General features: G+C 69.1%; 27 protein-coding genes. 15 read left to right on the top strand and 12 right to left on the bottom strand.

Features of this window, described 5'->3' with window-relative positions:
- Positions 1-19: 19 nt before the first annotated feature.
- A complete protein-coding gene (locus tag ABVN73_RS15455) occupies positions 20-1282 on the top strand; it encodes a hypothetical protein (RefSeq protein WP_353860524.1) in 1263 nt (420 codons plus the stop codon).
- Positions 1283-1312: 30 nt separating this feature from the next.
- On the opposite strand, the gene ABVN73_RS15450 is transcribed toward ABVN73_RS15455, so the two are convergent.
- Entirely contained in the window at positions 1313-2878 is a 1566-nt protein-coding gene (locus tag ABVN73_RS15450; protein WP_353860523.1) for a Ppx/GppA family phosphatase, read from the bottom strand.
- A gap of 19 nt (positions 2879-2897) precedes the next feature.
- A complete protein-coding gene (locus tag ABVN73_RS15445; protein ID WP_353860522.1) occupies positions 2898-5045 on the bottom strand; it encodes an RNA degradosome polyphosphate kinase in 2148 nt (715 codons plus the stop codon).
- A 217-nt stretch (positions 5046-5262) separates the two neighbouring features.
- Between ABVN73_RS15445 and ABVN73_RS15440 the strand changes: the two genes are divergently transcribed.
- Positions 5263-5781 carry a histidine phosphatase family protein gene (locus ABVN73_RS15440; RefSeq protein WP_353860521.1) on the top strand — a complete coding sequence of 173 codons (519 nt, stop codon included), beginning with the start codon at positions 5263-5265 and terminating at the stop codon, positions 5779-5781.
- A gap of 70 nt (positions 5782-5851) precedes the next feature.
- Positions 5852-7462, top strand: a complete 1611-nt coding sequence (locus tag ABVN73_RS15435; RefSeq protein ID WP_353860520.1) for a CHAD domain-containing protein — start codon at positions 5852-5854, stop codon at positions 7460-7462.
- 79 nt (positions 7463-7541) lie between these two features.
- Here the strand turns inward: ABVN73_RS15435 and ABVN73_RS15430 are convergent, their stop codons facing one another.
- The gene (locus ABVN73_RS15430) at positions 7542-8456 is read right to left on the bottom strand and encodes a LysR substrate-binding domain-containing protein (RefSeq protein WP_353860519.1); all 915 of its coding nucleotides are present in this window, start codon (positions 8454-8456) and stop codon (positions 7542-7544) included.
- A gap of 72 nt (positions 8457-8528) precedes the next feature.
- Between ABVN73_RS15430 and ABVN73_RS15425 the strand changes: the two genes are divergently transcribed.
- Positions 8529-9011, top strand: a complete 483-nt coding sequence (locus ABVN73_RS15425; RefSeq protein ID WP_353860518.1) for a DMT family transporter — start codon at positions 8529-8531, stop codon at positions 9009-9011.
- Between the two features lie 39 nt (positions 9012-9050).
- Positions 9051-9650, top strand: coding sequence for an NAD(P)H-dependent oxidoreductase (locus ABVN73_RS15420; protein WP_353860517.1), 600 nt, complete (start codon positions 9051-9053; stop codon positions 9648-9650).
- Between the two features lie 76 nt (positions 9651-9726).
- Here the strand turns inward: ABVN73_RS15420 and ABVN73_RS15415 are convergent, their stop codons facing one another.
- The 5 genes from ABVN73_RS15415 to ABVN73_RS15395 all read right to left on the bottom strand — a co-directional run bounded on the left by ABVN73_RS15415 (position 9727) and on the right by ABVN73_RS15395 (position 14429).
- On the bottom strand, positions 9727-10506 hold the full coding sequence (locus ABVN73_RS15415) for an SDR family oxidoreductase (protein ID WP_353860516.1): 780 nt from the start codon (positions 10504-10506) through the stop codon (positions 9727-9729).
- Complete coding sequence (locus ABVN73_RS15410; protein ID WP_353860515.1) at positions 10445-11209, bottom strand: DnaA/Hda family protein; 765 nt, start codon at positions 11207-11209, stop codon at positions 10445-10447. Before ABVN73_RS15410 ends, ABVN73_RS15415 begins: the two co-directional genes overlap by 62 nt.
- A gap of 41 nt (positions 11210-11250) precedes the next feature.
- A complete protein-coding gene (locus ABVN73_RS15405; protein ID WP_353860514.1) occupies positions 11251-12312 on the bottom strand; it encodes an AI-2E family transporter in 1062 nt (353 codons plus the stop codon).
- Entirely contained in the window at positions 12309-12869 is a 561-nt protein-coding gene (locus ABVN73_RS15400; RefSeq protein WP_353860513.1) for a CDP-alcohol phosphatidyltransferase family protein, read from the bottom strand. The genes ABVN73_RS15405 and ABVN73_RS15400 overlap by 4 nt, the downstream gene beginning before the upstream one ends.
- A 117-nt stretch (positions 12870-12986) precedes the next feature.
- Positions 12987-14429: a DUF2066 domain-containing protein gene (locus ABVN73_RS15395; protein ID WP_353860512.1), complete on the bottom strand. Its 1443-nt coding sequence runs from the start codon at positions 14427-14429 to the stop codon at positions 12987-12989.
- 108 nt (positions 14430-14537) lie between these two features.
- Between ABVN73_RS15395 and purM the strand changes: the two genes are divergently transcribed.
- The 3 genes from purM (at position 14538) to ABVN73_RS15380 (ending at position 16526) form a co-directional block, all read left to right on the top strand.
- Complete coding sequence (gene purM / locus ABVN73_RS15390; RefSeq protein WP_353860812.1) at positions 14538-15620, top strand: phosphoribosylformylglycinamidine cyclo-ligase; 1083 nt, start codon at positions 14538-14540, stop codon at positions 15618-15620.
- Complete coding sequence (gene purN / locus ABVN73_RS15385) at positions 15608-16276, top strand: phosphoribosylglycinamide formyltransferase (RefSeq protein ID WP_353860511.1); 669 nt, start codon at positions 15608-15610, stop codon at positions 16274-16276. The genes purM and purN overlap by 13 nt, the downstream gene beginning before the upstream one ends.
- A 100-nt stretch (positions 16277-16376) precedes the next feature.
- A complete protein-coding gene (locus tag ABVN73_RS15380; RefSeq protein ID WP_353860510.1) occupies positions 16377-16526 on the top strand; it encodes an aa3-type cytochrome c oxidase subunit IV in 150 nt (49 codons plus the stop codon).
- Between the two features lie 42 nt (positions 16527-16568).
- Here the strand turns inward: ABVN73_RS15380 and ABVN73_RS15375 are convergent, their stop codons facing one another.
- Positions 16569-17048 (bottom strand): hypothetical protein, encoded by a 480-nt coding sequence (locus ABVN73_RS15375; protein ID WP_137140665.1) that lies wholly within the window; start codon positions 17046-17048, stop codon positions 16569-16571.
- A 172-nt stretch (positions 17049-17220) separates the two neighbouring features.
- A complete protein-coding gene (gene ndk, locus ABVN73_RS15370) occupies positions 17221-17643 on the bottom strand; it encodes a nucleoside-diphosphate kinase (protein ID WP_014197473.1) in 423 nt (140 codons plus the stop codon).
- Between the two features lie 202 nt (positions 17644-17845).
- On the opposite strand from ndk, the gene ABVN73_RS15365 reads away from it, so the two are divergent.
- From ABVN73_RS15365 to ABVN73_RS15355, 3 genes are all read left to right on the top strand, one after another.
- Positions 17846-19741, top strand: coding sequence for an ABC-F family ATP-binding cassette domain-containing protein (locus tag ABVN73_RS15365; protein WP_353860509.1), 1896 nt, complete (start codon positions 17846-17848; stop codon positions 19739-19741).
- A complete protein-coding gene (locus ABVN73_RS15360; protein WP_353860508.1) occupies positions 19738-20439 on the top strand; it encodes an exopolysaccharide biosynthesis protein in 702 nt (233 codons plus the stop codon). The genes ABVN73_RS15365 and ABVN73_RS15360 overlap by 4 nt, the downstream gene beginning before the upstream one ends.
- 245 nt (positions 20440-20684) lie before the next feature.
- The gene (locus ABVN73_RS15355; RefSeq protein ID WP_236778273.1) at positions 20685-21197 is read left to right on the top strand and encodes a phospholipid methyltransferase; all 513 of its coding nucleotides are present in this window, start codon (positions 20685-20687) and stop codon (positions 21195-21197) included.
- A gap of 24 nt (positions 21198-21221) precedes the next feature.
- On the opposite strand, the gene ABVN73_RS15350 is transcribed toward ABVN73_RS15355, so the two are convergent.
- A complete protein-coding gene (locus tag ABVN73_RS15350) occupies positions 21222-21983 on the bottom strand; it encodes an SDR family NAD(P)-dependent oxidoreductase (RefSeq protein WP_353860507.1) in 762 nt (253 codons plus the stop codon).
- A 124-nt stretch (positions 21984-22107) separates the two neighbouring features.
- On the opposite strand from ABVN73_RS15350, the gene ABVN73_RS15345 reads away from it, so the two are divergent.
- From ABVN73_RS15345 to ABVN73_RS15330, 4 genes are all read left to right on the top strand, one after another.
- Entirely contained in the window at positions 22108-22974 is an 867-nt protein-coding gene (locus ABVN73_RS15345; RefSeq protein WP_353860506.1) for a YicC/YloC family endoribonuclease, read from the top strand.
- Between the two features lie 11 nt (positions 22975-22985).
- Positions 22986-23621 (top strand): guanylate kinase, encoded by a 636-nt coding sequence (gmk, locus tag ABVN73_RS15340; protein WP_353860505.1) that lies wholly within the window; start codon positions 22986-22988, stop codon positions 23619-23621.
- 179 nt (positions 23622-23800) lie between these two features.
- A complete protein-coding gene (locus ABVN73_RS15335) occupies positions 23801-24160 on the top strand; it encodes an IS630 transposase-related protein (RefSeq protein WP_353857512.1) in 360 nt (119 codons plus the stop codon).
- Positions 24112-24765 carry an IS630 family transposase gene (locus ABVN73_RS15330; protein WP_353857768.1) on the top strand — a complete coding sequence of 218 codons (654 nt, stop codon included), beginning with the start codon at positions 24112-24114 and terminating at the stop codon, positions 24763-24765. The genes ABVN73_RS15335 and ABVN73_RS15330 overlap by 49 nt, the downstream gene beginning before the upstream one ends.
- A 32-nt stretch (positions 24766-24797) precedes the next feature.
- On the opposite strand, the gene rsmA is transcribed toward ABVN73_RS15330, so the two are convergent.
- Positions 24798-25646 carry a 16S rRNA (adenine(1518)-N(6)/adenine(1519)-N(6))-dimethyltransferase RsmA gene (rsmA, locus tag ABVN73_RS15325; RefSeq protein ID WP_353860811.1) on the bottom strand — a complete coding sequence of 283 codons (849 nt, stop codon included), beginning with the start codon at positions 25644-25646 and terminating at the stop codon, positions 24798-24800.
- Positions 25647-25678: the final 32 nt, after the last annotated feature.

Raw genomic sequence — 25678 nt, 5'->3', positions numbered from 1 at the left:
GTTCGGCGGCAAACCACCCATGGGACGCGATCGCGTCCGCCTCTCCACAACGGAGAAGCAGGCCGCCGTCGCCGCCGCGAAGGATCAGAAGCCCGAATTTGACAATGACAAGCTGCTGAATCTGCTCCGCTCCGCGAAGTCCGAACTGCAGGGCATGCGGCTGATCCACATGCACCTGTCGCTGCTGCGGGACAAGGACCCCTCCAGCCAGATGATCGTCCGTACGATCATCCAGGAACTGGCGAACAAGGCCTCCTATCTGCAGTCCTTCAACATTTCCAACGGCGACGTCATCATCCTCTACAAGGGGCTGAAGCTGACCGGCGTCACCGACGTCTGCCAGAAGGTGGAGCAGATCTTCCTGGCCAAGACGACGCTGACCGGGGCCAACCCCTACAAAGAATTCTCGCTCTACTCGATCATGGAACTGGCGTTGAACTTCATCAACGTCATCCGCTTCATCGAGGAATTGCAGGCCAACGAGACCGGCGATCATTCCAACGAGACGAAGCCGCCGATCACGCTGGAGGAGATGGCCAAGCTCGAACGCTCCATGCAGATGTTCGACCTGTCGCCCTTCCTGTTCAACCAGGCCATCGCCAACATCGGCCGCAACGCCGAAGAGGACATGGCCTATTTCGAACTCTACATCTCGATCAAGCTGCTCCAGGAACGGCTCTGCCCGGACTACGACATCACGGCCAACAAGTGGCTGTTCAACTATTTCACCGCCAACCTCGACCAGTCGGTGCTGCGCGCTCTGAACCACGGGCTCAGCTTCATGCGGGGCCGGCGCATCGGCATCAACATCAACCTGTCCACCGTCATTTCCACCGGCTTCGTGAAGTTCGACGAGCGGCTTCCTCTTGATTTCCGCGGGCAGGTGGTGCTGGAAATCTCCAAGGGCGACCTGATCGAGAATCTGTCGCTGTTCAACGAGGTCGTGGAATTCGCCCAGGATCGCCGTTACCAGATCGCGGTGGACGGGCTGAATCCTTTCTGGGTGACCAACTTCGATCTGGAATACCTGAACGCCGACTACGCGAAGATCTTCTGGTCCAACGACATGCTGGAGATGGACCCGACCTTCGAGAAGTATTTCATGGAGCGCATCCAGGAGCAGGACCGCTGCAAGTTCATCCTGGCGCGCTGCGACAGCGTGTCCAGCCTCGTCTACGCCAACAAGGTCGGCATCACGATGGTGCAGGGCCGTGCCGTGGACAACATCCTGCGCAAGGGCGTGAGCGTCCGCGAAGCCATCGCCCACGCCAAGGTGGCGTGAGGGCGACGGTTCCTCCGCCGCCTCCCGCTCCTACTCCGCCGCCTGGGGCCGAGCCGGCGGCACAATCTCGCCCTTGCGGTTCAGCGCCTTCGCCAGCGCGTCCAGGCGCCGCTGCACCGTCTCGCCGGCCGGCACGCTGAAATCGTCCGGCAGGGTCAGCACAAGCCGTTCCCCCGACACCTTCAGCGCCGTGCGCTGCAGCAGCGCGGTGGCGCCGCCGGTCAGCGTGTGGGCCAGCCGCAGCGCCAGCCCCAGCACCATGGCCTTGCGCGCCTGGGCGTCGCTGAGCAGAGCCCGCGGCCCTGCGGTGACCGCGTTGGGCGTGCCCGGCCCGTCGATGGAACCGGCGTAGCGGGCATAGACGGCCAGCGCGAGGAAGGCCCGCTCGTCATGGTCGATGCCGGGGAAGGGATAACGCAGGATGCGCAGGCAGGCGTGCTCCGCGCGGTAATCGGGATGCTCGGCCCAGCCAACGTCGCTCAGCAGGCAGGAGGCCTGACGCAGCCGCAGCGCCGCGTCGTCCTCCCCGGCGAAGAGGTTGCCGGTCCAGGACACGAGCAGGGCCGGGTCGCCGATTCGGACAAAGCGCTGCGCCCAGTCCTCGACGGCGGCGATCAGCGGGTCCTGCCGCTGCGCCTCCGGATCGAGCAGCGCGTAAAGGTGCCCTTCCCGCAGGCCGAAGGCGGAGAACACGACGTTGGACGGCTGGACCATCCGCAGCAACCGTTCGAAGACCAGCGCTGCGTAGGGCAGCGTGTCGATGCGGCGGCGCGAGCCGGACATCTTCTCCAGCGAGGACCGGCTCTGCTTGGCGATCAGCCCGGCGAAGTCCCGCGCTTCGGCGAAAGGCACCGTGTAGTGGTGAATGATGTGCAGCGGGTGCTTCACATGCTCCATGTGCAGCTTGGCCAGCGCCCGCCAGCCGCCGCCCACCGGGTAGAAGGGCTTCCCGCGCATCTGGGCCAGCCAGTCCAGCTTTTCCAGATGCTGGTCGATGGCGCGGACCAGCCCGTTCGGCTTGGCCGGGTTCAACTCCATCAGGCGCAGCGGCCCCAGCGGCATCGTCAGATGCTCGCCGATCACGCCGCGCTCCAGCCGCACCAGCTCCAGGCTGCCGCCGCCGAGGTCGCCGACCAGCCCGTCCGCGGCGGGGGTGCCGGACAGCACGCCCATGGCGGACAGCCGGGCTTCCTCCTCGCCGCTGATGACGCTGACGTCGAGGCCGGTGCGGTCCTTCACCTTCTGGATGAAGGCCGCTCCGTCCGTGGCGTCGCGGACCGCCGCGGTGGCGATGACGTCCAGCCGCCCAACGCGCATGCCCGCGACCAGGAGGGCGAAGCGCTCCAGGGCCTCAAGCCCTTGGGCCACGCCGTCCGGATTCAGGCAACCGGTCTTCTCCACGCCGCGGCCGAGCCCGCACAGGACCTTCTCGTTGAAGACCGGCAGGGGCGACCGTTTCAGAGCGTCATAGACGACGAGCCGGATCGAGTTGGACCCGATGTCGATGACGGCGATCCGCTCGCCCTTGTCGACCACCTTGTCGACCACCTTCTCGGCGGCCTTGGTGGAGACCGTGTGTTCCTGCGCCGGCGTCATAAGCAACCGATGTCCTCAATCAGATGACCGTACGCAGCTTCAACCGCGGCGGCGACTTTTTGCTGCTGAGCGCGCTGCCGCGGCCCGACAGGCTGGGGTTGGTCATGAAGTAGTTATGGGCGCTGAACGCGTCCGGACCAGCCTCCACCCGATGATAAACGCCGTCGGGGCCGAGTTTCCAGGTGTTCGCCTCGTCCTTCAGGTTGGCGACCATGATCTGGTCCAGAACCTGCTCGTGCACCGTCGGGTTCTCGATGGGCACCAGCGTCTCGATGCGGCGGTCCAGGTTGCGCGTCATCCAGTCGGCGGAGGAGATGTAGACCTTGGCCTGCGGGCTGGGCAGCGCGTGGCCGTTGGCGAAGCAGATGACGCGCCCGTGCTCCAGGAAACGCCCGACGATGCTGCGCACCCGGATGTTCTCCGACAGGCCCTTCACGCCGGGGCGCAGGCAGCAGATGCCGCGGATCACCATGTCGATCTGCACGCCCTTCTGCGACGCCTTGTAGAGCCGGTCGATGATCTCCGAATCGACCAGCGAGTTCAGCTTCACCCAGATGTGGGCGGGCTTGCCGGCGGCGGCGTTGGCGATCTCCGCGTCGATCAGCTGGCCCAGCTTCTGGCGCAGCGTAATCGGGGCGATGGCGATCTTCTCCAGCAGCTTCGGCGTGGCGTAGCCGGTCATGTAGTTGAACATCACCGCCGCGTCGTGGCAGAGCGCCGGATCGCAGGTGAAGAAGGACAGGTCGGTGTAGACCTTCGCCGTGATCGGGTGGTAGTTGCCCGTCCCGAAATGCACGTAGCTGCGCAGCGCCTTGTTCTCGCGCCGCACCACCAGCGACACCTTGGCGTGCGTCTTCAGATCGACGAAACCGTAGACCACCTGGGCGCCGGCGCGCTCCAGGTCGCGCGCCCAGCGGATGTTGGCCTCCTCGTCGAAGCGGGCCTTCAGCTCGACCAGGGCGGTCACCGACTTGCCGGCCTCAGCCGCCTCGATCAGAGCGGCGACGATCGGGCTGTCCTTGCTGGTGCGGTAGAGCGTCTGCTTGATGGCGACCACCTGCGGGTCGCGCGCCGCCTGCCGGATGAACTGCACCACCACGTCGAAGCTCTCGTACGGGTGGTGGACGACGATGTCCTTGTCGCGGATGGCCGCGAAGCAGTCGCCGCCGAAGTCGCGGATGCGCTCCGGGAAGCGGGCGTTGAAGGGGCGGAAGACCAGATCGGGCCGCTCGTCGACGATCAGCTGCCGGGTGTCCGACAGGCCGATCAGCCCGTCGAGGATGAACACGTCGTCGTTCGACACGCGCAGTTCGTGGCGCAGGAACTCGCGCAGGTCGGCGGCCATGCCGGCGTCGGTGGCCAGCCGGATGACGCTGCCGCGGCGGCGGCGCTTCAGCGCGCTTTCGAAGGTGCGGACCAGATCCTCCGCCTCCTCCTCGATCTCCATCTCGCTGTCGCGCAGCACGCGGAAGACGCCGTGCGCCTTCACCTGGAACGGCGGGAACAGCCGGTCGATGAACAGCATCACCAGCTTCTCCAGCTGGATGAAGCGGATCTCCGAGCCCGGCAGGCGGATGAAGCGGTCGAGCTGCGCCGGCAGCGGCACCAGCGCGTCGAGGTGCCGCCCCTTCACCGGCTCGTGCAGCTGCAGCGCCAGCGAGAAGCCCAGGTTGGGCAGGAAGGGGAACGGGTGCGCCGGGTCCACGGCGATGGGGGTCAGGATGGGGAAGATGTCGTCGAGGAACTTGGCCTCCAGCCAGTCCTTCTCGCCGTCGGTCAGGTCCTCGGCGCCGACCACCATGATGCCGGCCTCGCGCAGGTCCTGCTTCAGGCTGCGCCACATGGTCTGCTGCGCGTTCATCAGCTCGACGATGCGCTGGTTCACCGCGGTGAGCTGCTGGGCCGGGGTCAGGTTCTCGGCGCTGGGGGTCTTCACCCCCGCGGCCACCTGCCCCTTCAGGCCGGCGACGCGGACCATGTAGAATTCGTCGAGGTTGCTGGACGAAATCGACAGGAACCTCAGCCGCTCCAGAAGCGGGTGATTCGGGTTGGACGCCTCATCCAGGACGCGCTGGTTGAAGGCCAGCCACGACAGTTCGCGATTGATGAAGCGCTCCGGCGCGTCCGCTTCGATGCAGGTCGCTTCCAGGTCCTGAAGTTCGGTCACAGCAGCCTCGGGCTTTTGCGTGATGGGTGGTGCCGCTACAGTCCGGTCGGGCCGAACCGCCCCGCCGCGGTCGACGGGCCAAGCAACCTACCCCAACTACGTTACGGTTTTGGGTCAGACAGCATAATACCGCCGCCACGATAATACCGCTGCGAAAACAGTCGCACCCCCGGCGCATTCCGGCGGGCGCCGATTCGGACAGGAAGGGACTCCCGCGATGAAGACGCTCTATCTCATGCGCCACGGCAAGTCGGCGTGGGACGATCCCTCCCTGGACGATCACGACCGCCCGCTGGCGCCGCGGGGCAGGAAGGCGGCCCGGCTGGTCGGCCACGAACTGAAGGAGCGCGGCGCGCGCATCGGGCTGGTGCTGTGCTCCACCGCCCGGCGCGCGGCGGACACCGCCGACCGGCTGCTGGAGGTGATGGACGCGCCGGACATACCGGTGGAGCGCGAGCGCGGCCTCTACCTGTGCGGGGCGCGCGTCCTTCTGGAGCGGCTGCGCGACGCGCCCGACTCCGCGTCGTCCCTGATGCTGGTCGCCCACAACCCGGACCTCCACGACCTCGCCCGCGACCTGACCGGACGCGGCGACGAGCGGCATCGGGAAGCGCTGGCGGAGAAGTTCCCGACCGGCGCCTGCGCCGTTCTGCTGTTCGAAGCGACCCGCTGGGCCGACCTGGACAGCGGGGCGGGACGGCTGGCCGATTTCATCCTGCCGCGGAAACTCTCTTAACGCCCTTTTGCCAAATGGGGTATTTCAACCCCGAACCGAGCAGGCCCGGAACCGAGCAGGAGTCGCCCCCGTGTCTTCCGCGCCCCAGAACACCGTCCCCACCGGCGCACCCGCCGCGGTGTCCGCCGTGCGCGAGGTGGAGATGAAGCTCCACCTCGACCCGCGCGATCTGTCCCGCGTTGCGGACCTGCCCGCGCTGAAGGAAGCGGCGGAGGGCGCCCCGACCGTCCGCGACCTGCGCACCGTCTATTACGACACGCCGGACCGCCGCCTGTTCCTGGGGGGCGTGGCCCTGCGGGTGCGGCAGGACGGCGACCGCTTCGTGCAGACGCTGAAGACGATCAACGCCGCCACCCCCGGCGATTCGGCCGCGGTGGCCATCCGCAAGAAGTGGGACTGGATCATCCCCACGGCCGCCCCCGACATGACGCCCCTCGACGCCGAGGGCGTGGCCGCGCTGGTGCCGGAGGACGCGCGGGCGGCGCTGGTTCCGCAATTCACGACGGACTTCCGGCGCACCACCCTGCTCGTCCGCCCGGACGCCCTGACCTCCATCGAGGTGGCGGTGGACGACGGCCAGATCACCGCCGGCAACGCCTGCGCCCGGATCAGCGAGGTCGAGCTGGAGCTGAAGTCGGGGCGCATCGGGCGCCTGTTCGACCTCGCGCTGGCGCTCCAGCGCCGCGTCCCGGTCCGCATCGGAACGGAAAGCAAGGCGGAGATCGGCGACCGTCTGGTCACCGGGCGCCTGCCCGCTCCCGTCCTGCCGGAACCGCTGGGCCTGACCCCGGTCACCACGGTGGCCGAGGCCTACCGCCACATCGTCCGCCACGGTCTGCGGCTGCTGCTCGCCAACGAGGCCTGCGCGCTGGCCGGGGGAGACGTGGAGGGGCTTCACCAGATGCGCGTCGCGCTGCGCCGCCTGCGCACCGCCATCCGCCTGTTCCGTCCCCTGGCCGGGATGCCGGACGCCTGCCGCGCCGGGAACGACATCCGCTGGTTCTCCCGCCAGCTCGGCCCGGCGCGCGATTGGGACGTGCTGCTGTCCCAGGGCATCGCGCCCTTCGCGGCGACGGAGAAGGCCCCCGCCGACGCGCTCGCCGCGCTGACCGCCGCGGTGCGCGAGGCCCGGCGCGGGCCGGCGCTGGCCGCGGTGGAGGCCATCCAGTCGCCCCGCTGCACCGGGCTGATCCTGGCGCTCGGCGCCTGGCTGGAGGAGGGCGCGTGGCAGTCCGGCGCCGCACCGGCGGTCCGCGCCCAGCTCGACCGCCCGATGGCCGAGCTGTCCGGTCCCTGGCTGGCCGCCCAGCACGCCAAGGCCCTGAAGGCGGGAACCCTGAAGGCGGGCCGTGAGCTGGAGAAGGCCGACGCCGCGGCGCGCGACCGGCTGCGCCGCCGCCTGCGCAAGCTGCGCTATACGGCGGAGTTCTTCCGCGGCCTCTACGCTGAAACCGCAACGGTGCCCTTCATCGCGGCGCTCGATGCCCTGCTGGGCACGCTGGATGCCGAGCACGACGCCGCCGTGGCGGGCGATCTTCTGCACCGCCTGTCGGCGGACCGGCCGGAGCAGCGGCCCGCCGCCGAGGCGACCACGCGCTGGCTCGCCAAGCAGGCCGACAAGCGCCGCAAGGCGCTGCCGGGGCTGTGGAAGGCGTATCGCGACGGGCCGGTGTTCTGGTGACGGCGTGACGTTGTCCCCTCCCTAACCCTCCGCCGCTACGCAGACCTGCGTGGACGGCACACCCCTGGATGGCGGTCGCTCACGCGGCCATCGAGACGCCCGCGACCGCGTTGCGCAGCCACTGGTACGCGGGATCGCCGCCGCGCCGTTCGTGCCAAACCTGGACGAAGGGAAAGGGCGGTATCGGAAACGGCGGCTCGAAGACGACAACGGCCGGATCATGCTCATGGAGCGCAAGGGCCTTCCGGGCCACGGTCAGAACGAGGTCCGTCCCTTGGATCAAGCGCGGCGCATTTCCCCAATGCGGCAGCGTGACAGCGATGCGGCGCGCGCGGCCGATGGCGTGCAAGGCCGTGTCGATCTCGGTGCTTGCGTGGTCCTTCATCGCAACGAGAACGTGCGGCCGGGCAAGGTAGGCGTCGATATCCAGACGGCCCTGCCCTCCCAGCCTCTCCCGGTCCGCAAGGCAAGCGAAATGCTCGATGGAAAGCTGCTCCACCTCGATCCGTTCAGGAAGATCGGGAAACACGCCCACCGCCAGATCGCAATCCCCGTCCAGAACCTGCCGAAGCATCGTTTCCCGGCTCGATTGGGTTATGACCAGGTCGATCCCCGGCGCTTCGAGGCGAATCCTTTTCAACAGACCGGGAAGGACGACAGCGGAGCCGTAATCCGACATCGCCAGGCGAAACGTCCGCTTTTCCTTGGCCGGGTCGAAGCCTCCCGGCCCCAGGACCTCCCGCAGCTGTCGCAGGGCTTCGGTCAGCGCCGGAGCGATTTCAAGCGCCCTCGTGCTCAGAACCAGTTGCCCGTCGCGGCGTATCAACAGGGGATCGTCGAACAGATGCCGCAAACGGGCGAGCGCGTGGCTGACCGCTGGCTGACTCATGTTCAGTCGGGATGCTGTGCGCGACACATGCCGCTCGGCAAGCAGAGCATCGAGGATCACCAGAAGGTTGAGGTCGATGCCACGAAGAGTATTCGTATCATGCATATATAAGATATCGCATAAGAATTTCCATCGATGAAGCGAATGCGGCATCCGGTGACGCATGGAGGATCAACCATGCAAACCAATGCTCTGCTTCTCATCCTCGCCGCGGTCATCACTGGTGCGGTTGTGCCGTTCCAGGCCGGGGCCAACGCCGTCCTGGGACGGACGCTCGGTCATCCCCTGTGGGGAACGGTCGTATCCCTTTGCGTCAGCTTCGCCTGCATCCTGCCCGTTCTGGCGTTGGCGAGGGTGGAGGCGCCGACCCTCTCGTCTCTGGCGCACGCCCCCCGCTGGGTGTGGATCGGCGGTGTTGTCGGCGTCGCCTATATCACCGGCGCGCTCATGCTGGCGCCGAAACTCGGAGCCGCCGGCTTCATCACGGCGGCCATCGCCGGGCAGATGCTGGCGTCGATCGTCATCGACCACTGGGGCCTTGTCGGCCTCCCTCGCAAGCCGGTCCCGCTGACCCGTCTTGCCGGTCTTGGCCTGATCTTTCTCGGGCTGGTCGTGATGCAGCTTCAGGCGTTCGGCGTGAAGCCGCCCGCCGGTTCATGACGCACGACGCTCCCGCCGACATCTCCAGGACGATCATCCATGAAACTGCTTCATATCGACTCCAGCATTCTCGGTGAGCAATCGGTGAGCCGCATGCTGTCCAGAGCCGTCGTCCGACGGTTGAAGGAACACAATCCAGCGGTCGACATCGTCCATCGCGATCTGGTCGCTGTTCCCGTTCCGCATCTGACCGGCGATCATCTGGCGGCTTCCCCGGTCGTGATGGAGGACATCGCGCTTGGCGAAAAGGTTTTGGACGAGTTCATCACCGCCGATGTCGTCGTCATCGGCGTTGCGTTTTACAACCTGACCATTTCCAGCCAGCTCAAAACCTGGATCGACCGGATTGTCATTGCGGGGAAGACGTTCCGCTACACGGAGAACGGCTCGGAAGGACTGGCGCATGACAAGCGGGTGATCCTTGCGATGGCGCGGGGCGGTCAATATCGACCGGGCACGTCCCTGGCGTCGTCCGAACACGCCGAATCCTACCTTCGGTCGTTGTTCGCGTTCATCGGCGTGACGAGGCTCGATGTGATCGTCGCGGAAGGTCTAGCCATCAGCGAAGCGCACCGGGAAAGCGGCATGCAGACCGCGTTCGAGGCCATAGCGGCCCTCGATCCATGTTGCGATTTCTAGCGGGCGCTTCGCCAGGCCCTGTCTGACGGCCCCAGACGGTGGTCAGACAGGACCCGACGGAATCACAACCTGCCGTCTACAGCGTCCCCGCGTAGGCGCCGCCGTCCATCAGGACGTTCTGGCCGGTCATGAAGCCGGCGTGGGCGGAGCAGAGGAAGGCGCAGGCCGCGCCGAACTCCGCCGGATCGCCGAAGCGGCCGGACGGGTTGCCGGCGCGGCGGAGGTCCATCTCCTCGTCCAGGCTGCGGTTGTTGGCCTTGGCCCCGCCTTCCATGGTGGCGCGCAGGCGGTCGGTCTCGAAGGGGCCGGGCAGCAGGTTGTTGATCGTCACGTTGTGGCGCACGGTCTGGCGCGACAGCCCGGCGACGAAGCCGGTCAGCCCGGCCCGCGCCCCGTTGGACAGGCCGAGGATTGGGATCGGCGCCTTCACCGCCGCCGAGGTGACGTTGACGATCCGCCCGAAGCGGCGGCCGATCATGCCGTCCACCGTCGCCTTGATGAGGAAGATCGGGGCCAGCATGTTGGCCTCGACGGCGCGGACCCAGTCGTCGCGGTCCCAGTCGCGGAAATCGCCCGGCGGCGGGCCGCCCGCGTTGTTGACCAGGATGTCCGGCTCCGGACAGGCGGCCAGCGCGGCGGCGCGCCCCTCCTCCGTCGCGATGTCGCCGACGGCGGTTGTCACGGTGGCGCCGGTCTCCTTGCGGATCTCCTCCGCGGCGGCCTCCAGCAGGTCGCGGCCACGGGCGGTGATGGTGACCGCCACCCCTTCGCGCGCCAGCGCCAGCGCGCAGGCCTTACCCAGTCCCTTGCTGGCTGCGCACACGATGGCGCGGCGTCCGGCGATTCCCAGATCCATCCTCGTCTCCTCCCCTCCCGGCCTCCAGACCGGCCAGCACCTCGCGGGCCAGCGGCACGGTCAGGGGACGGTGCGCGGCCAGCGACGCGCGGTCAAGCGCCGCGACCACCCGCCCCGCCGCCTCCAGCGACCGCTCCATCCGGGTCAGCAGGTAGGTGATCAGGTCCATGCCCGGCCGCAGCTGCCGGTCGGCGAACAGCTTGACCAGCACGGCGGCGAGCAGCGCGTCGTCCGGCGCCTCCACCCCCACCGCCGGGGCCGCCTTGATGCGGGAGCGCAGGTCGGCCAGCTTCATCCGCCAGCGCGACGGCGGGCGGCGCGACAGCAGGAGCAGATGCCCGCCCGAGTCGCGGGCGAGGTTGTAGAGGTGGAACAGCGCCTCCTCGCGCGCCGGGGCGCCGGCCACGCGGTCCGCGTCCTCCACCACCACGGCGTTGGCGCGGGCCAGCAGCGCGTGCGGGTCGATCTGGTCCAGAGCATCGCCCATGGCGATGGGAGCGTGGCTGCGCGCCCGCCAGACATGCCCCAGATGGGTCTTGCCGCAACCGTCCGGCCCGTACAGCGTCAGGGCCGGCGCCGGCCAGGACGGCCAGCGGTCGAGCCATGCCACCGCCTCGGCGTTGCTGGGCGCCACGAGGAAATCCTCGCAGCCCATGGCGGCGCGGTGTCCGAGGTCGAGCGGGATCTGGGCCGCTAATGTCATGGGGCAGCGGTCATAGGACAGGGGTCATGAGGCGGGGATCATCAGGAGGGGGTACCGCGGTAGTAGGGGCTCTCAAGATAGCGCCCCAACGCGAAGCGTGTCAGCACCCCGATCACCGCCGCCACCGGAACCGCCAGCAACACGCCGACAAAACCGAACAGCGACCCGCCGGCCAGCAGGGCGAAGATCACCCAGACCGCGTGCAGCCCGACCTTCTCGCCCACCAGCTTGGGCGTCAGGACGTTGCCCTCCACCGCCTGCCCGAACAGGAAAATCGCGATGACGATGGCGACTCGCCACGGGTCGTCGAACTGCAGCAGGGCCAGCCCGGTGCTCGACACGAATCCGAACAGAGAGCCGACATAGGGGATGAAGGACAAAAGCCCCGCCATCAGCCCGATCACCAGCCCGAAGTCCAGCCCGGCCAGCGACAGCGCCACCGCGTAGAACACGCCCAGCACGAGGCAGACCAGCGCCTGCCCGCGGACGAAACCGGCCAGCGTCTCGTCGACCTCGCGGGCCTGTTCGCGGATGGTCGCGGCGTGGTGCAGAGGCAGCCAGCCGTTCACCTTGGCGACCAGGATGTCCCAGTCGCGCATCAGGTAGAAGGCGACGATCGGCGTGATGAACATCACCGACAGCACGTCGAACAGCGCCAGCCCGCTCGACAGGATGTGCTTCAGCACCCGGCCGACCCAGCCGACGACGTCCCCGGCGTAGTTGCCGGCGGCGCCGCGCAGCCGCTCCACGTCCTCCGGCGACAGGCGGTGCACCAGCCGGTCGAGCATCGGCATCAGCCGGTCCCGCGCCGCGTTGGCGTAGTTGGGAAGCACCTCGATCAGGTGGGACACCTGCGACTGCACCAGCGGCAGCAGCAGAAGGCCCATCAGCACCAGAACCAGGACGAAGGACAGCAGCACCAGCGTCGTCGCCAGCCAGCGCGGCAGGCGCCAGCGCTCGACCCGGTCGACCACCGGGTCCAGCAGATAGGCGACGGCCAGCCCGACCACGAAGGGCAGCAGCATGCCCGACAGCAGCCACAGCGCCAGAACGAACAGGCCAAGCCCGATCAGCCAGAAGCGGATCTGCTTGCCCGCCGTCACGGCACCCCTCCGTGCCGGCTGAACAGGAGGCCGCCGCGGTAGACGTAGGCCAGCCCCGACAGCACCGTCGTCGCGGCACAGGCCCAGATCAGCAGCGGCACCAGCTCCCGCCCGAACAGGTGGAAGTCGGGCAGCCCCAGCCCCGCCGGGGCCAGCACCGCCGCCGCCAGGGACAGCTGCACCGCCGTGTTGATCTTGCTGACGTAGAGCGGCTGCATGGCCAGCGACTCCTTCAGCGTGTAGAGCAGCATCACCCCGCCGATGATCATCAGGTCGCGGAACACCACCAGGATGACCAGCCACAGCGGCAGCACGCCGATGTGGCCCAGCGAGACGTAGACGCTGACCAGCAGCGCCTTGTCGGCGATCGGGTCGAGATAGGCGCCCAGCACGGTGCGGGCGCGGAACATGCGGGCCACGGCCCCGTCCACGGCGTCGGACACCCCCGCCCCGACGAACAGCCAGAAGGCGACCCCCAACTCCCCGGCCAGGATGAAATAGACGGCGACCGGCACCACCAGGATGCGGCCGAAGGTGATGATGTTCGGAATGCTCACCGCGGTGCCTTCTGCCGTTGTCCTACTGCCGCCGTCCCCGTAAGGGCCGGACCCGGCCCGTGTGTAACGCCGGGAAGCCCTCCGCCGTCACGCCCTCCGCCGTCACCAGCCCCGCCATCATGGGCGCGCCGTCCCGGTGGCCGGCAGCGTGCCCAGGATGCGCGGCGGCGCCCCCGGCGCTGTCTGCGGCGCGCCGACCGGGGCCGGCGTCACGCCGGGATAGGCCGACGGCACGGCGGTGGCCGGCGGGAAGGCGGACGGAGCCGCCGGGACGGGCGCCGGAGAAACGGCGGCGGGTTGCGCCAGAGACGACGCCCCGGCGCCCTTCGCCAGCACCTGGAGCTGCCATTCCGGCGCGGGTGCGGCCGGCGGAACCGGCTGGCCCGGAGCGGGGACCGGCACCGGCGCCGCGACCGCCCCAGTGCGGGCCAGGCCGAGGTCGCGGCGGGCCAGCGCCTGGCGCAGCCGCTCCACGTCGCCGCGGTGGGTCAGCGCCACCAGCGCCTCGTAGCGGCTGATCGACAGCACGTCGGTGCGGGTGACGGCGTTGACCATGCCCAGCCGCTTGCGCGTCTCCACCCAATCGTTGAGGCTGGCCAGCGGCACGCGCACCAGCGTCGACTGCTCCGGCCCGCTCGCCACGGTGTTGTCGCGGCGGTAGGATTCGTCGATGGCGGCCGACACGAAGGTCGTCGCGCGGGTCAGGAAGTCGCCGGCGCGGTCGGCCATGTCGGCCTTCACGTTGACCGTCTGCTGGTCCCGCGCGCCGTCGGGCGTGTAGTGGGTCACCTCGACCGCCAGCGGACGGCCGAGATCCAGCCCTCCCGCCGGCAGGTCGGTCTTGGCGACCACCACGCCCCCGGCGTTGTAGCGCTGGGCGATGCGGGCCAGCGCCTCGGGATCGCCGGACAGCGCCTCGTTCACGCCGATGGCGGAGATGTCGGCCAGCTCGCCGTCGGGAACGACCAGCGGCACCAGCGAGGCGCCGCTCTGCCGGCCCTCCCAGGCCTCGCGCCAGTCGGTGCGGTCCTCCCACAGGACGGGGCGCCCGTCCACGACGGTGACCGGCAGGATCACGTAGGGCCGGGCCGGAGGCTCGACATACTGCTGGCCGCCGCCGGCCAGCGTCTCGCGCACCGGGTTGGGGCGGAAGCGCACGGTGATGCTGCCGACATAGCGGGTGGCCGACACCTTCTCGTCGTCGATCTCGAAGCCCTGGACGAGCCGGGCGAGCTCGATGTCCGACACCCGGGGAACCGTGGTGGCGGAGGGGACGAGGCGCTTGTACAGCTCGGCCCAGGCCTTCACCTGCGCGTCGCGGATCGCCTGGTCGCGGGCGGCGTTGGCGTTGGCGGCACTAACGTCCACCTTCACCCCCGACACGGTGAAGGGGTCCGCGGCCTGGACCGCCGCCGGAGCCGTTCCAGGCGCTGCCGGAGCCGCCACCGCGGGTGGAGCGGCGCCGGTCACCTGCGCGTCCACGGGGCCGGCCGGAACGGCCAGGGCCACGGTGATGGCGGCGAAGCCCGCAAACAGCGGCGCATGGCGGCGGTGGAGCATTGCAAAGCCTTCCGATTCGAGTATGTTCGGCCCGTTCCCTATTGACCCGGCCCAAAATGACCCGGTTCAGGTGGCCCAGGTATATAGCTCAGCCCAAGCGAGGATACCATCAGCACCCAGTCTAATAACACGTCCGACGCCTACAAGCAGGCCGGCGTGGACATTGATGCGGGCAACGCGCTCGTTGACGCGATCAAGCCGCTCGCCCGTTCCACCGCGCGCCCGGGCTCCGACGCCGGGCTGGGCGGGTTCGGCGCCCTGTTCGACCTGCGCGCGGCCGGGTATCACGACCCGCTGCTGGTCGCCACCACGGACGGCGTCGGCACCAAGCTGAAGGTCGCCATCCTGGCGAACCGTCACGACACGGTGGGCATCGACCTCGTCGCGATGTGCGTGAACGACCTCGTCGTCCAGGGCGCTGAGCCGCTGCTGTTCCTCGACTATTACGCCACGGGCAAGCTGGACGTCGCCGCGGGCCGCGCCATCGTCGCCGGCATCGCGGAAGGCTGCCGCCAGGCCGGCTGCGCGCTGGTCGGCGGCGAGACGGCGGAAATGCCGGGCATGTACGCCGAGGGCGACTACGACCTCGCCGGCTTCTCGGTCGGCGCCGTGGAGCGCAAGGACGCGCTGACCGGCGCCACCGTGCAGGACGGCGACGTCGTGCTCGGCCTCGCCTCCTCCGGCGTGCATTCCAACGGCTACTCGCTGGTCCGCAAGCTGGTGGAAAAGTCCGGCCTCGGCTACGACTCGCCCTGCCCCTGGGACGCCGGGAAGACGCTGGGCGAGGCCCTGCTGACCCCGACCCGCATCTATGTGAAGAGCACGCTGGCCGCGGTGCGCGCCGGCACGGTGCGGGCGATGGCCCACATCACCGGCGGCGGCCTGATCGAGAACATCCCGCGCGTCCTGCCGGACGGGCTGGGCGTCACGCTCGACGCGTCCAAGTGGCCGCTGCCGCCGGTCTTCAACTGGCTGATGAAGACGGGCGGGCTGACCCCGCTGGACATGGCGCGCACCTTCAACACCGGCCTCGGCATGGTCGTCGTGGTCCCGGCGGACAAGGCGCAGCAGGCGGCCGGGATCCTGGCCCAGGGCGGCGAGACGGTCTTCACCGTCGGCACCGTCCACGCGGTCAAGGACGGCGACGCCCGCGTCACCGTCACCGGCATGGACACGGCATGGTCGGCCTGACGTCCAACGCCCTGAAGGTTGGAGTCCTGATTTCCGGGCGCGGCAGCAATCTGCAGGCGTTGATCGACGCCTGCGCCGCCCCGGACTTTCCGGCGGACATCGCTCTGGTGCTCTCCAACAAGGCCGACGCCTATGGGTTGGAGCGCGCCGCCGCCGCCGGAGTGCCCGTCGCCGTGGTCAGCCACCGCGACTTCCCCGGAGACAAGCGGTCGTTCGAGGAGGCCATGGACGCGCGCCTGCGCGGGGCGGGCGTCGAGTTGGTCTGTCTGGCCGGCTTCATGCGGCTGCTGTCGCCCTGGTTCGTCGAGCGCTGGCACGACCGGATGATCAACATCCACCCGTCGCTCCTGCCCTCCTTCAAGGGGCTGGACACGCACCGCCGGGCGCTGGACGCCGGTGTGCGCTTCCACGGCTGCACCGTGCATTACGTGCGTCCGGAGATGGACGAGGGGCCGATCATCGCCCAGGCCGCGGTGCCGGTCCTGCCCGGCGACGACGCCGACCGGCTGTCCGCCCGCGTGCTGGAGGCCGAGCACCGGCTCTATCCCCAGGCGCTGCGCCTGATCGCCGAGGGCCGCGCCCGCGTCGAGGAGGGCCGGGTGACCCTGTCGGGCCCGGCGGCCGACCTGCCGACGCTGATCAACCCGCCGGCCTAACGCTTACCAAGCGCGACCCTTGGTCAAGCGGAACCCTTGCCGCAACCGTCCGCACTCCCCACATTCTCCGCCGGAACCATAAAAGGGGAGGCAAAGAACGATGGCGGTTACGGAGCAAGGCCACAATCCGGTCAGCGAGGATGTCGTCCGCCGCCACGAGGCGGGCTGGCACGCCTTCACCCGATTCCTGACGCTGGCGACCGCGGGCGTGATCGCCGTGCTGGTCTTCATGGCGATTTTCCTGGCCTGACGGCTAGTCCCATCCTTCGGCCAGTTCGCTGTGACGGGGCGCTTACGCCCCGTCCGGCAGACGGCCCAGCAGCAGGTCGCGCATTTCGCCGACCAACGCGTCCACCTGCTGCTCCCACGCCTCGGTGCCGCCCTGGATGGCGTGCATGACGTGGGTCGCGAGGTGGATCAGCGAGGCGCGCACGCAATCCTCCGCCGGGAAATCCAGCCCCACCGTGTCCTGAAGGAACTGGCCGAGCTGGTCGGCGGAGTTCCAGGGATGGACGATCACCGTGTCGAAGCCGCTGGTCCCCAGGAACACCGCGTTCAGGGCCGTCGCCTGCGCGTTGATGGCGTCGATGGCCGCGTCCTGCTCGACGTTGCCGCGCAGCACCTCCTGGAACGCCGCCAGGCATTGGTCGACGTAGCCGCGCACCAGCAGTTCCACCACGCCCGGATCGCTCAGGTCGTTCCTGCCTTTCACGAGGGGCGGCAGCGGTTCCAGAAGGGCCGCGACGATCGGCTTGACGTCGGGATTTTCCATGGCGGGGGTACTCCTAGCGGTAGAATCCCCGAATACTCGACTTCGCCACGCCTGTCCACGATGCCGTGACCCGGCGCGGGCGACAAGTTGCGGGCGGAAGCCCCTGAATCGAAAAGGGCCGCCCCGGTCGGGACGGCCCTTCGCGCAAGGCTGCGGAGCGGACGGGCCGCGATCAGCCCACCAGCTCGATGCCGGCGAAGAAGAAGGCGATCTCCTGGGCGGCGGTCTCCGGAGCGTCGGAGCCGTGCACCGAGTTGGCCTCGATCGACTCGGCGAACTCCTTGCGGATGGTGCCCTCGGCGGCGTTGGCCGGGTTGGTGGCGCCCATGATCTCGCGGTTGCGGGCGATGGCGTTCTCGCCTTCCAGGACCTGGAGCACGACCGGGCCGGAGATCATGAAGGAGACGAGGTCGTTGAAGAACGGACGCTCGCGATGCACGCCGTAGAACTGCTCGGCCTGGGCCTTGGACAGCTGGACGCGCTTCTGCGCGACGATGCGCAGGCCGCCGTCCTCGAACTTGGCGTTGATCTTGCCGGTCAGGTTGCGGCGGGTGGCATCGGGCTTGATGATCGAGAGGGTGCGTTCGACGGCCATGGCGGTGGGCTCCTGCTGGAAATGCGTTATGGGCGCCGCTGGTTTGGCCGGGGCGCCGATTGCGCGGGGTTATATAGCCGCTTTTCGGCCACGGCAACCGGTTCGTGAGGGCGTTTCGCGTTGCTTCGCGCGGCTGCCATGAAGGGTTGCCCCGCGGGTCCCGCTTCAAATCGCGGTTTCCCCGTGGTAAACCGGCGCCGATATGCTGCACATCAACGACCTGACGTTCCGCTACGGCGGACGTGTGCTGTTCGACCGCGCCACCGCGGTCGTGTCGAAGGGCCACCGCGTGGCGCTGGTCGGCCGCAACGGCACCGGAAAATCCACCCTCCTCAAGCTCATCGCCGGCCAGCTCCAGACGGACGCCGGAGCCATCGGCGTTCCCACCGGCACCAAGATCGGCATGGTGGCGCAGGAGGCCCCCAGCGGCGCCACCACCCTGATCGACGCCGTCCTGGCCGCCGACACGGAGCGCACCGCCCTGCTGGCCGAGGCCGAGACGGCCACCGACCCCATGCGCATCGGCGAGATCCACGCCCGGCTGGCCGACATCGAGGCCCATTCGGCGCCCTCGCGCGCCGCCCAGGTGCTGTCCGGACTGGGCTTCGACGCCGACGCGCAGGCCCGGCCCTGTTCCGACTTCTCGGGCGGCTGGCGGATGCGCGTGGCGCTGGCCGGCGTGCTGTTCGCCCGGCCCGACCTGCTGCTGCTCGACGAGCCGACCAACCACCTCGATCTGGAGGCGACCATCTGGCTGGAGGGGTACCTCAAGAACTACCCCCACACGATCCTGCTGGTCAGCCACGACCGCGACCTCTTGAACTCGGTCCCCACGACGACCATCCATGTGGACCAGGGCAAGCTGGTGACCTACGCCGGCAACTACGACCAGTTCCTCAAGCAGCGCCGCGCCAACATGGAGCGGCTGCAGGCCATGGCGACCAAGCAGGAGGCCAAGCGCAAGCACATGATGGCCTTCGTCGAACGCTTCCGCTACAAGGCGACCAAGGCCCGGCAGGCGCAGAGCCGCCTGAAGGCCCTGGAGAAGCTGGAGACCATCACGCTGATGGAGGACGACGCCGAGGTCGTCTTCAATTTCCCCCAGCCGGACGAGATGGCCCCGCCGCTGATCGCGCTGGACGGGGTGACCATCGGTTACGGCGACCGCGCCATCCTGCGCCGCGTCAACCTGCGCATCGACATGGACGACCGCATCGCCCTGCTCGGCGCCAACGGCAACGGCAAGTCCACGCTGGTGAAGCTGCTGGCCGGGCGGCTGGAGGCGATGGCCGGCGAGGTGAAGCGCCCGACCAAGCTGCGCGTCGGCTATTTCGCCCAGCACCAGCAGGACGAGTTGGACCTGTCGCTGACCCCGATCCAGCAGACCCAGCGCATCATGCCGCTGGCGCCGGAGGAGAAGGTCCGCGCCCATCTCGGCCGCTTCGGCTTCCAGCAGAGCAAGGCGGAAACCCGCATCGCCGACCTGTCCGGCGGCGAGAAGGCCCGGCTGCTGCTGGCGCTGATGAGCCGCGAGACGCCGCACATCCTGATGCTCGACGAACCGACCAACCATCTCGACGTGGACAGCCGCGAGGCGCTGATCGAGGCGATCAACGGGTTCGAGGGCGCGGTCATTCTCATCAGCCACGACCCGCACCTGATCGAGCTGACCGCCGACCGGCTGCTGCTGGTGGCCGACGGCACGGTGCAGCCCTACGACGGCGACCTCGACGACTACCGCCGCTTCCTGCTCGACCGCGCCCGGGCCGAGCGCGCTGCCGCCAAGGGCGGCGAGACGGTGGATGCCGGGGCCAGCCGCAAGGACCAGCGCCGCGCCGCGGCGGAGGCCCGCGCCGCCCTGGCCCCGCTGAAGAAGAAGGCCACCGATGCGGAGTCGCAGGTCAACAAGCTGACCGAGGAGAAGCGCAGGATCGAGGGGAAGCTGGCCGATCCCGCCCTCTACAGCGGTCCCAGCGACAAGCTGCAGAAGCTGCAGATCGACCTCGGCGTCGTGGACAAGAAGCTGTCCGTCGCCGAGGAGGCGTGGCTGGAGCATCTCGAAGCCTATGAGTCGGCGGCTGCGGAGGCCGGCGTATGAACGTGCCGCGCAACGTGGCCTTCACCGGAGGCGCCTCGCTTCCGGCGACCGTCGCCCGCCGCGGGCGGCATGAGCATGGTGAGGAGCGGACCTCCGACGTGCTGGCGGCCTTCCGCGCCAACCTGCCGGAGGGGCGGGTGTCGCTGGGCGACCTGATCCAGGCGCTGGGCGACCGCTCGCTGGGCACCATCCTGCTGGCCCTGTCGCTGCCCACCATCGCGCCGGTGCCGCTGGGCGTGTCCTGCCTGTTCGACCTGCCGATCCTTCTCTTCTCCGCCCAGATGGCCTTCGGCAAGCGCGGCGCCGCCCTGCCCGGCTGGATTCTGCGCCGCTCGGTCAGCCGCTCCCTCGCCGCCCGCATGATCGACAAGGCGATGCCGCGGCTGACCGCCATCGAACGGATGCTGAAGCCGCGCCACAGCCGCTTCGCCAGCATCGACGGGGAACGCTGGTTCGGCGTGCTGCTGCTGCTGCTGTCGCTGACCTGCGTGGTCCCGCTGCCGCTGACCGGCTGGCTGCCCGGCTTCGCCCTGGTCCTGCTGTCCCTGGGGCTGATCGAGCGCGACGGGGCCGCCGTCGCGGTCAGCCTCGCCCTCACCGTGGCCGGGCTGGTCTTCTTCGCTCTGGTCGCCAGCAGCCTGTCCTACGCCGGCCAGACCCTGCTGGCCGCCACGTCATATCCCGCGTTTATGGCATAGCTCCCGCCGCTCCGGCCGGTTGCGGGGGAACCCCGGATGCGACATAAGTGCGCTCTGGGATTGTTAGGTTCGGGACCCCCCGCGGCTCCAGCTTGTTTAGCCCCGGGGTAAAACGCTCAACAGCCAACGGCGAAAGGCCGATCATGACACCAACGGAAATCACCGTCGCGGAGAAGCAGAAAAGCGGCAAGACGCCGCCGGCCGCGTGGCTTTTCTTCCAGCGTTGGTTGGCAAATCCCCTTTCCATGGGTTCCGTTACACCATCCTCGGGCGCGCTCTGCCGGCTGATCGGCGAGCAGGTGCTGTGCGGGCCGGATCAGGTCGTCGTGGAGTTCGGCGGCGGCACCGGCGCCATCACCAAGGCCCTGCTCCAGCGCGGCATCCCGGGCAACCGCATCTTCACCTTCGAGATCGACGACCATCTGTCGCGCTTCCTGCGCGGCCATTACCCGGACGTCAACGTCGTCCATGACGACTGCCGCAAGGCCGCCGACATCCTCGGTCCGGAGCTGGTCGGCAAGGTCGGCACGGTGGTCATCGGCATCCCCATGCTGAACCTGCCGATGCGCGCCCAGAAGGAGGTCGTCGAGGCCTGCTTCCGCATCCTTCCCGAGGGCGGGCGCTTCGTTCTCTACACCTACGGCCTCGTGTCGCCGCTGAACCAGCGCGCGCTGGGCGTCAAGGGCAAGCGGCTGGGCTTCACCCCGCTGAACGTCCCGCCCGCCTCCGTCTGGGGCTATTGGAAAGCCAAGCCCTAATCCCCTTTCTTCATTCCTTGCCCATCACCCTTTACGGGGCGCCTGCCGCAGCAGGACGTCCGTCAATCCCACCGGCAGAGCCGCCAGCAGCCACACGGCGGCGGCCATCGGCCAGGGAAAGGCGATGCGCGCCTTGTTGCGGGCCAGCCCGCTCTTGATGACCTGGGCGGCGCGGTCCGTCTCCATCAGGAAGGGCATGGGAAAGCGGTTCACCGCGGTCATCCGGCTTTTCACGAAGCCCGGACAGATCACCGTCACGCCGATCCCCTGCCCCGCCAGATCGCCGCGCAGCGACTCGCCGTAGACCCGCACCGCCGCCTTGCTGGCGCAGTAGGCGGGCGCGCCGGGCATGCCGCGGAAGCCGGCCAGCGAGGCCATCAGGGCGATCTGCCCGCGCCGCCGCGCCTGCATGCCGGGAAGCAGCGGGTGGACGCTGTTCAGCACGCCGTCCACATTGACCTGGAAGATGCGCCGCGCCTGCTCGGCGCTCTCCACGCCGCCCCCCGTGCCGGCGGATATTCCGGCGTTGGCGATGACCAGATCGACCGGCGCGCGGGCGTCCAGCGCGCCCAGCCAACCCGCCATCGCCGCACGGTCGGCCGCATCGACCAGCGCCGTTTCCACCGCCGCCCCGGCGGCGCGGCAGCGCTCCGCCACCGCCTCCAGCCTTGCGGAGTCGCGCCCGCTCAGGGCCAGCGCGACACCGGGGGCGGCGTAGGCCAGGGCCAATTCCTCCCCGATGCCGCTGGACGCCCCGGTGATGACGATCGAGCGCGGATCGCGCATGCCCCTTTCCCCCTTGTCCCTGACGCTTGTTGCCTTGGCCGCCCGACGCTATAACGTGAGCCTCCCGATCCCACAAATACTCGTCGAGGCCGCTTTGCCCGCCCAACGCTCCGCCGTATCCAGCATGACCGGTTTCGCACGCGTGGACGGGCATGCCGACGGCTACAGTTGGACCTTCGAGGTGAAGAGCGTCAACGGGCGCAACCTCGACATCCGCTGCCGCCAGCCCGCCGGCTTCGACACGCTGGAGGCCGCCGCCCGCGCCGAGATCCCCAAGCGGCTGGCACGCGGCAGCGTCAACCTGAACCTGACCGTCACCCGCAGCCAGTCGGTGGCGCAGCTCCGCATCAACCGCGAGCTTCTGGCCCAGGTGCTGGAGCTGGCGCGCGAGATCGAGGGCGCCGGGGCCGCCCCGCCGCGTCTCGATTCGCTGCTGTCCGTCCGCGGCATCATCGAGCCGGTGGAGGAGGACGAGGGCGACGCGCGGGAGCGGGTGGAGGCCGCGCTGAAGGCCGACCTCGGCCGGCTGATCGGCGAACTCGTCACCGCCCGCCTGTCGGAAGGGGCGCGTCTGGTCACCGTCCTGAACGGCCATCTCGACGAGATCGAGCGGCTGATCACCGCCGCCGCCGCCTGCGCCAGCACCCAGCCCGAGGCCTTGCGCGAGCGTCTGCGCAGCCAGGTCGCCGCCCTGCTCGACGCCGCCCCGGCCCTGCCGGAGGAGCGGCTCGCCCAGGAGGCCGCCATCCTGATCGCCAAGGCCGATGTGCGCGAGGAGATGGACCGCCTGCGCGCCCACATCCAGGCCGCCCGCGACATGCTGGCGGAGGGGGGCGCCATCGGCCGCCGCTTCGACTTCCTGTGCCAGGAATTCAACCGCGAAGCCAACACCCTGTGCTCCAAGTCCGCCGACGTGGAGCTGACCCGCATCGGCCTGTCGCTGAAAGCCTCCATCGAGCAGCTTCGCGAGCAGGTCCAGAACATCGAGTGATGCTGAAGACTATGAACGCGAAAATCGCCCGGCGTGGCCTGATGCTCGTGCTGTCCTCCCCCTCCGGGGCGGGCAAGACCACCATTTCGCGCCGCCTGCTGGACCGCGATCCCGGCATCACCCTGTCGGTGTCCGTCACCACCCGGCCGATGCGTCCCGGCGAGCAGCCGGGCGTCCATTACTACTTCGTCGACATGCCGGAGTTCGACCGCATGGCCGGCCAAGGCGAACTGCTGGAGCACGCCCGCGTGTTCGGCAACTGCTACGGCACGCCGCGCCACGCCGTGGAGACGGCGCTGAGCGCCGGGCGCGACGTGCTGTTCGACATCGATTGGCAGGGCATGCAGCAGCTGGCGGCCAACGCCCGCGCCGATCTGGTCAGCGTCTTCGTCCTGCCGCCCTCGGGGACCGAGTTGGAGCGCCGCCTGCACGCCCGCGGCCAGGATTCGGCGGAAGTGATCGCCCAGCGCATGGCCAAGGCGTCGGACGAGATCAGCCATTGGGGCGAATACGATTACGTGATCGTCAACAACGACGTGGACGAGAGCGTGCAGGCGGTCCAGGCCATCCTGCGCGCCGAGCGGCTGCGACGGACGCGGCAGGTCGGGATGCCGGCCTTTGTGGAGAGCGTTCAGGCGGCGCTGTAGGCTTCAGCCCCCTCTCACCCCACTTCGTAGGTCCCCTCCCTCCCCCGCTTCGCGGGAGAGGGCACTCATCCCCTCCACCGCGAAGCGGGGGAGGGTTAAAGCGGATTGTCGCTGAGTATAGACGGAATTTTGGCTGGCCTGAGCGGTTGGAGGAAGACACAGCTGAAGGACCGCGCGCCATGGGCCAGCCATATTCCTCCGATCTGCGCGAACGGGTTCTGCTGGCTTATGAGCGCCACGAGGGCGGCCCCGAGTTGCTGGCGCGGCGCTTCCAGATCAGCCGAGCCTGCGCGTACAACTGGGTGCGGGCCGCACGCCTTGAGGGGCGGCGGGTCGCCAAGCCGCATGCCGGCGGCGTACCAGCCAAACTGGACGCGGAGGGCGTGAGCGTGCTGCGGGCCTTGGTGCGGGAGGATAATGACGCGACACTGGCACAGTACCGCGACCGGTTGGCCGCACGCACCGGCATCGCGCTGAGCCCGGCGGTGGTGTGCCGCACCTTGAAGCGGCTGGGGTTGGCGCGCAAAAAAAGACGCTGAGGGCCAGCGAGCAAGAGCGCGCGGATATCGCCGCGGAACGCGCGGCCTACCGGGACGATGCGGTGGTCCATGAACCGGCGCGTTTGGTTTTCCTCGATGAAACCGGCATCAACACCCAGATGACGCCCACCCAGGCCCGGGCGCCGCGCGGCCAGCGGGCGCTCGGATCCGTGCCCTGTGGGTCGTGGCACCGCGTCACGGTGCTCGGGGCGTTGAGCGCCGAAGGCATGCTGGCCGCCATGAGCATCGAGGCGTCCACCTCCTCGGCCGTGTTTCTCGCCTTTGTCGAGCAGGTGCTCTTGCCCGTGCTTCGGCGCGACAAACCCGGCGCCGTGGTCGTGATGGACAACCTTTCCGCTCACAAGCGGGCCGATATCCTCGCCGCCTTTGAGACGGCGGGGATCCGTGTCCGCTTCCTCCCGCGCTACTCGCCCGACCTCTCGCCCATCGAGCCCGGCTGGGCCAAGCTCAAAGGAATCCTGCGCGCCAAGGAAGCCCGCACCGTCGAGGCCCTCAACGAGGAACTCGGCCCAGCCCTCAATGCGATCACCGCTACCGACGCCAAAGCGTGGTTTAAGCTATGCGGCTACCCGAATCTAAACTGAACCGAAATCCGCTTTAGGGAGGGGGCAAGGACCTACCTCCCCCGATACGCCCGCGCCAGCGCCGCGAACCCCGCCACATCGACCTCCTCCGCCCGCGCGGTCGGCTCGATGCCGGCGGCGGCCAGCAGCGCCTCGGCGTTCCCCAGGCTCTTCAGGCTCTGGCGCAGCATCTTGCGCCGCTGGCCGAAGGCGGCGGCGGTCACCTGCTCCAGCGCCTTCCACTCCGCCGGCTCCGGGTTGGCACGCGGGGTCAGGTGGACGATGGTCGACTCCACCTTCGGCGGCGGGGTGAAGGCCTTGGCCGGCAGGTTGAACAGCACCCGGGCGTCCGACCGCCACTGCGTGATCACCGACAGGCGGCCGTAGGCCTTGCTGCCCGGCTTGGCGACCAGACGGTCCGCGACCTCCTTCTGGAACATCAGCGTCAGGCTGACGAACTCCTCGATCCGCCCCAGCCAGCCGATCAGCAGCGGCGTCGCCACGTTGTAGGGCAGGTTTGCCACGATGGCCCGCGGGGCCGGGGCAATCTGAATGGGATCGACCTCCAGCGCGTCGCCCTCGACGATGGACAGCCGCCCGTCCGCCGCCTGGATCACGTCCTGCAACGCCTCGATGAAGCGGTGGTCGCGCTCGATGGCGATGACCTGCTTCGCCTTCGTCGCCAGAAGGGCGCGGGTCAGCCCTCCCGGACCGGGGCCGATCTCGACAACCGTCACGCCGGTCATGTCGCCCGCCGAGCGCGCGATGCGGCCCGTCAGGTTGAGGTCGAGCAGGAAGTTCTGTCCCAGCGCCTTGCGGGCATCCAGCCCGAAGCGGGCGATCACCTCGCGCAGCGGCGGCAGGGCCTGCGGGTCGAAAACAGCGGGCATGGGGCCAGACATGGGGGCGGAATCGGGCGTGGCGTCGGTCATGG

The sequence above is a fragment of the Azospirillum formosense genome (assembly GCF_040500525.1).
GTDB classification, from domain to species: domain Bacteria; phylum Pseudomonadota; class Alphaproteobacteria; order Azospirillales; family Azospirillaceae; genus Azospirillum; species Azospirillum formosense_A.
The sequence above is the reverse complement of the archived record's forward strand: the minus strand, read 5'-3'. Positions and strand labels throughout refer to the sequence as shown.

Excerpts from the sequence above, each read along its gene's own strand:
- ABVN73_RS15440 (WP_353860521.1), top strand. The coding sequence starts at position 5,263 with ATGAAGACGCTCTATCTCATGCGCCACGGCAAGTCGGCGTGGGACGAT.
- ABVN73_RS15345 (WP_353860506.1), top strand. The coding sequence starts at position 22,108 with ATGACCGGTTTCGCACGCGTGGACGGGCATGCCGACGGCTACAGTTGG.
- ABVN73_RS15335 (WP_353857512.1), top strand. The coding sequence starts at position 23,801 with ATGGGCCAGCCATATTCCTCCGATCTGCGCGAACGGGTTCTGCTGGCT.
- ABVN73_RS15430 (WP_353860519.1), bottom strand. The coding sequence starts at position 8,456 with ATGCATGATACGAATACTCTTCGTGGCATCGACCTCAACCTTCTGGTG.
- ABVN73_RS15375 (WP_137140665.1), bottom strand. The coding sequence starts at position 17,048 with ATGGAAAATCCCGACGTCAAGCCGATCGTCGCGGCCCTTCTGGAACCG.
- ABVN73_RS15395 (WP_353860512.1), bottom strand. The coding sequence starts at position 14,429 with ATGCTCCACCGCCGCCATGCGCCGCTGTTTGCGGGCTTCGCCGCCATC.
- rsmA (WP_353860811.1), bottom strand. The coding sequence starts at position 25,646 with ATGTCTGGCCCCATGCCCGCTGTTTTCGACCCGCAGGCCCTGCCGCCG.
- ABVN73_RS15350 (WP_353860507.1), bottom strand. The coding sequence starts at position 21,983 with ATGCGCGATCCGCGCTCGATCGTCATCACCGGGGCGTCCAGCGGCATC.
- ABVN73_RS15450 (WP_353860523.1), bottom strand. The coding sequence starts at position 2,878 with ATGACGCCGGCGCAGGAACACACGGTCTCCACCAAGGCCGCCGAGAAG.
- ABVN73_RS15455 (WP_353860524.1), top strand. The coding sequence starts at position 20 with ATGGGACGCGATCGCGTCCGCCTCTCCACAACGGAGAAGCAGGCCGCC.
- ndk (WP_014197473.1), bottom strand. The coding sequence starts at position 17,643 with ATGGCCGTCGAACGCACCCTCTCGATCATCAAGCCCGATGCCACCCGC.
- ABVN73_RS15415 (WP_353860516.1), bottom strand. The coding sequence starts at position 10,506 with ATGGATCTGGGAATCGCCGGACGCCGCGCCATCGTGTGCGCAGCCAGC.
- ABVN73_RS15365 (WP_353860509.1), top strand. The coding sequence starts at position 17,846 with ATGCTGCACATCAACGACCTGACGTTCCGCTACGGCGGACGTGTGCTG.
- gmk (WP_353860505.1), top strand. The coding sequence starts at position 22,986 with ATGAACGCGAAAATCGCCCGGCGTGGCCTGATGCTCGTGCTGTCCTCC.
- ABVN73_RS15360 (WP_353860508.1), top strand. The coding sequence starts at position 19,738 with ATGAACGTGCCGCGCAACGTGGCCTTCACCGGAGGCGCCTCGCTTCCG.
- ABVN73_RS15355 (WP_236778273.1), top strand. The coding sequence starts at position 20,685 with ATGGGTTCCGTTACACCATCCTCGGGCGCGCTCTGCCGGCTGATCGGC.
- purN (WP_353860511.1), top strand. The coding sequence starts at position 15,608 with ATGGTCGGCCTGACGTCCAACGCCCTGAAGGTTGGAGTCCTGATTTCC.
- ABVN73_RS15420 (WP_353860517.1), top strand. The coding sequence starts at position 9,051 with ATGAAACTGCTTCATATCGACTCCAGCATTCTCGGTGAGCAATCGGTG.
- ABVN73_RS15410 (WP_353860515.1), bottom strand. The coding sequence starts at position 11,209 with ATGACATTAGCGGCCCAGATCCCGCTCGACCTCGGACACCGCGCCGCC.
- ABVN73_RS15380 (WP_353860510.1), top strand. The coding sequence starts at position 16,377 with ATGGCGGTTACGGAGCAAGGCCACAATCCGGTCAGCGAGGATGTCGTC.
- ABVN73_RS15425 (WP_353860518.1), top strand. The coding sequence starts at position 8,529 with ATGCAAACCAATGCTCTGCTTCTCATCCTCGCCGCGGTCATCACTGGT.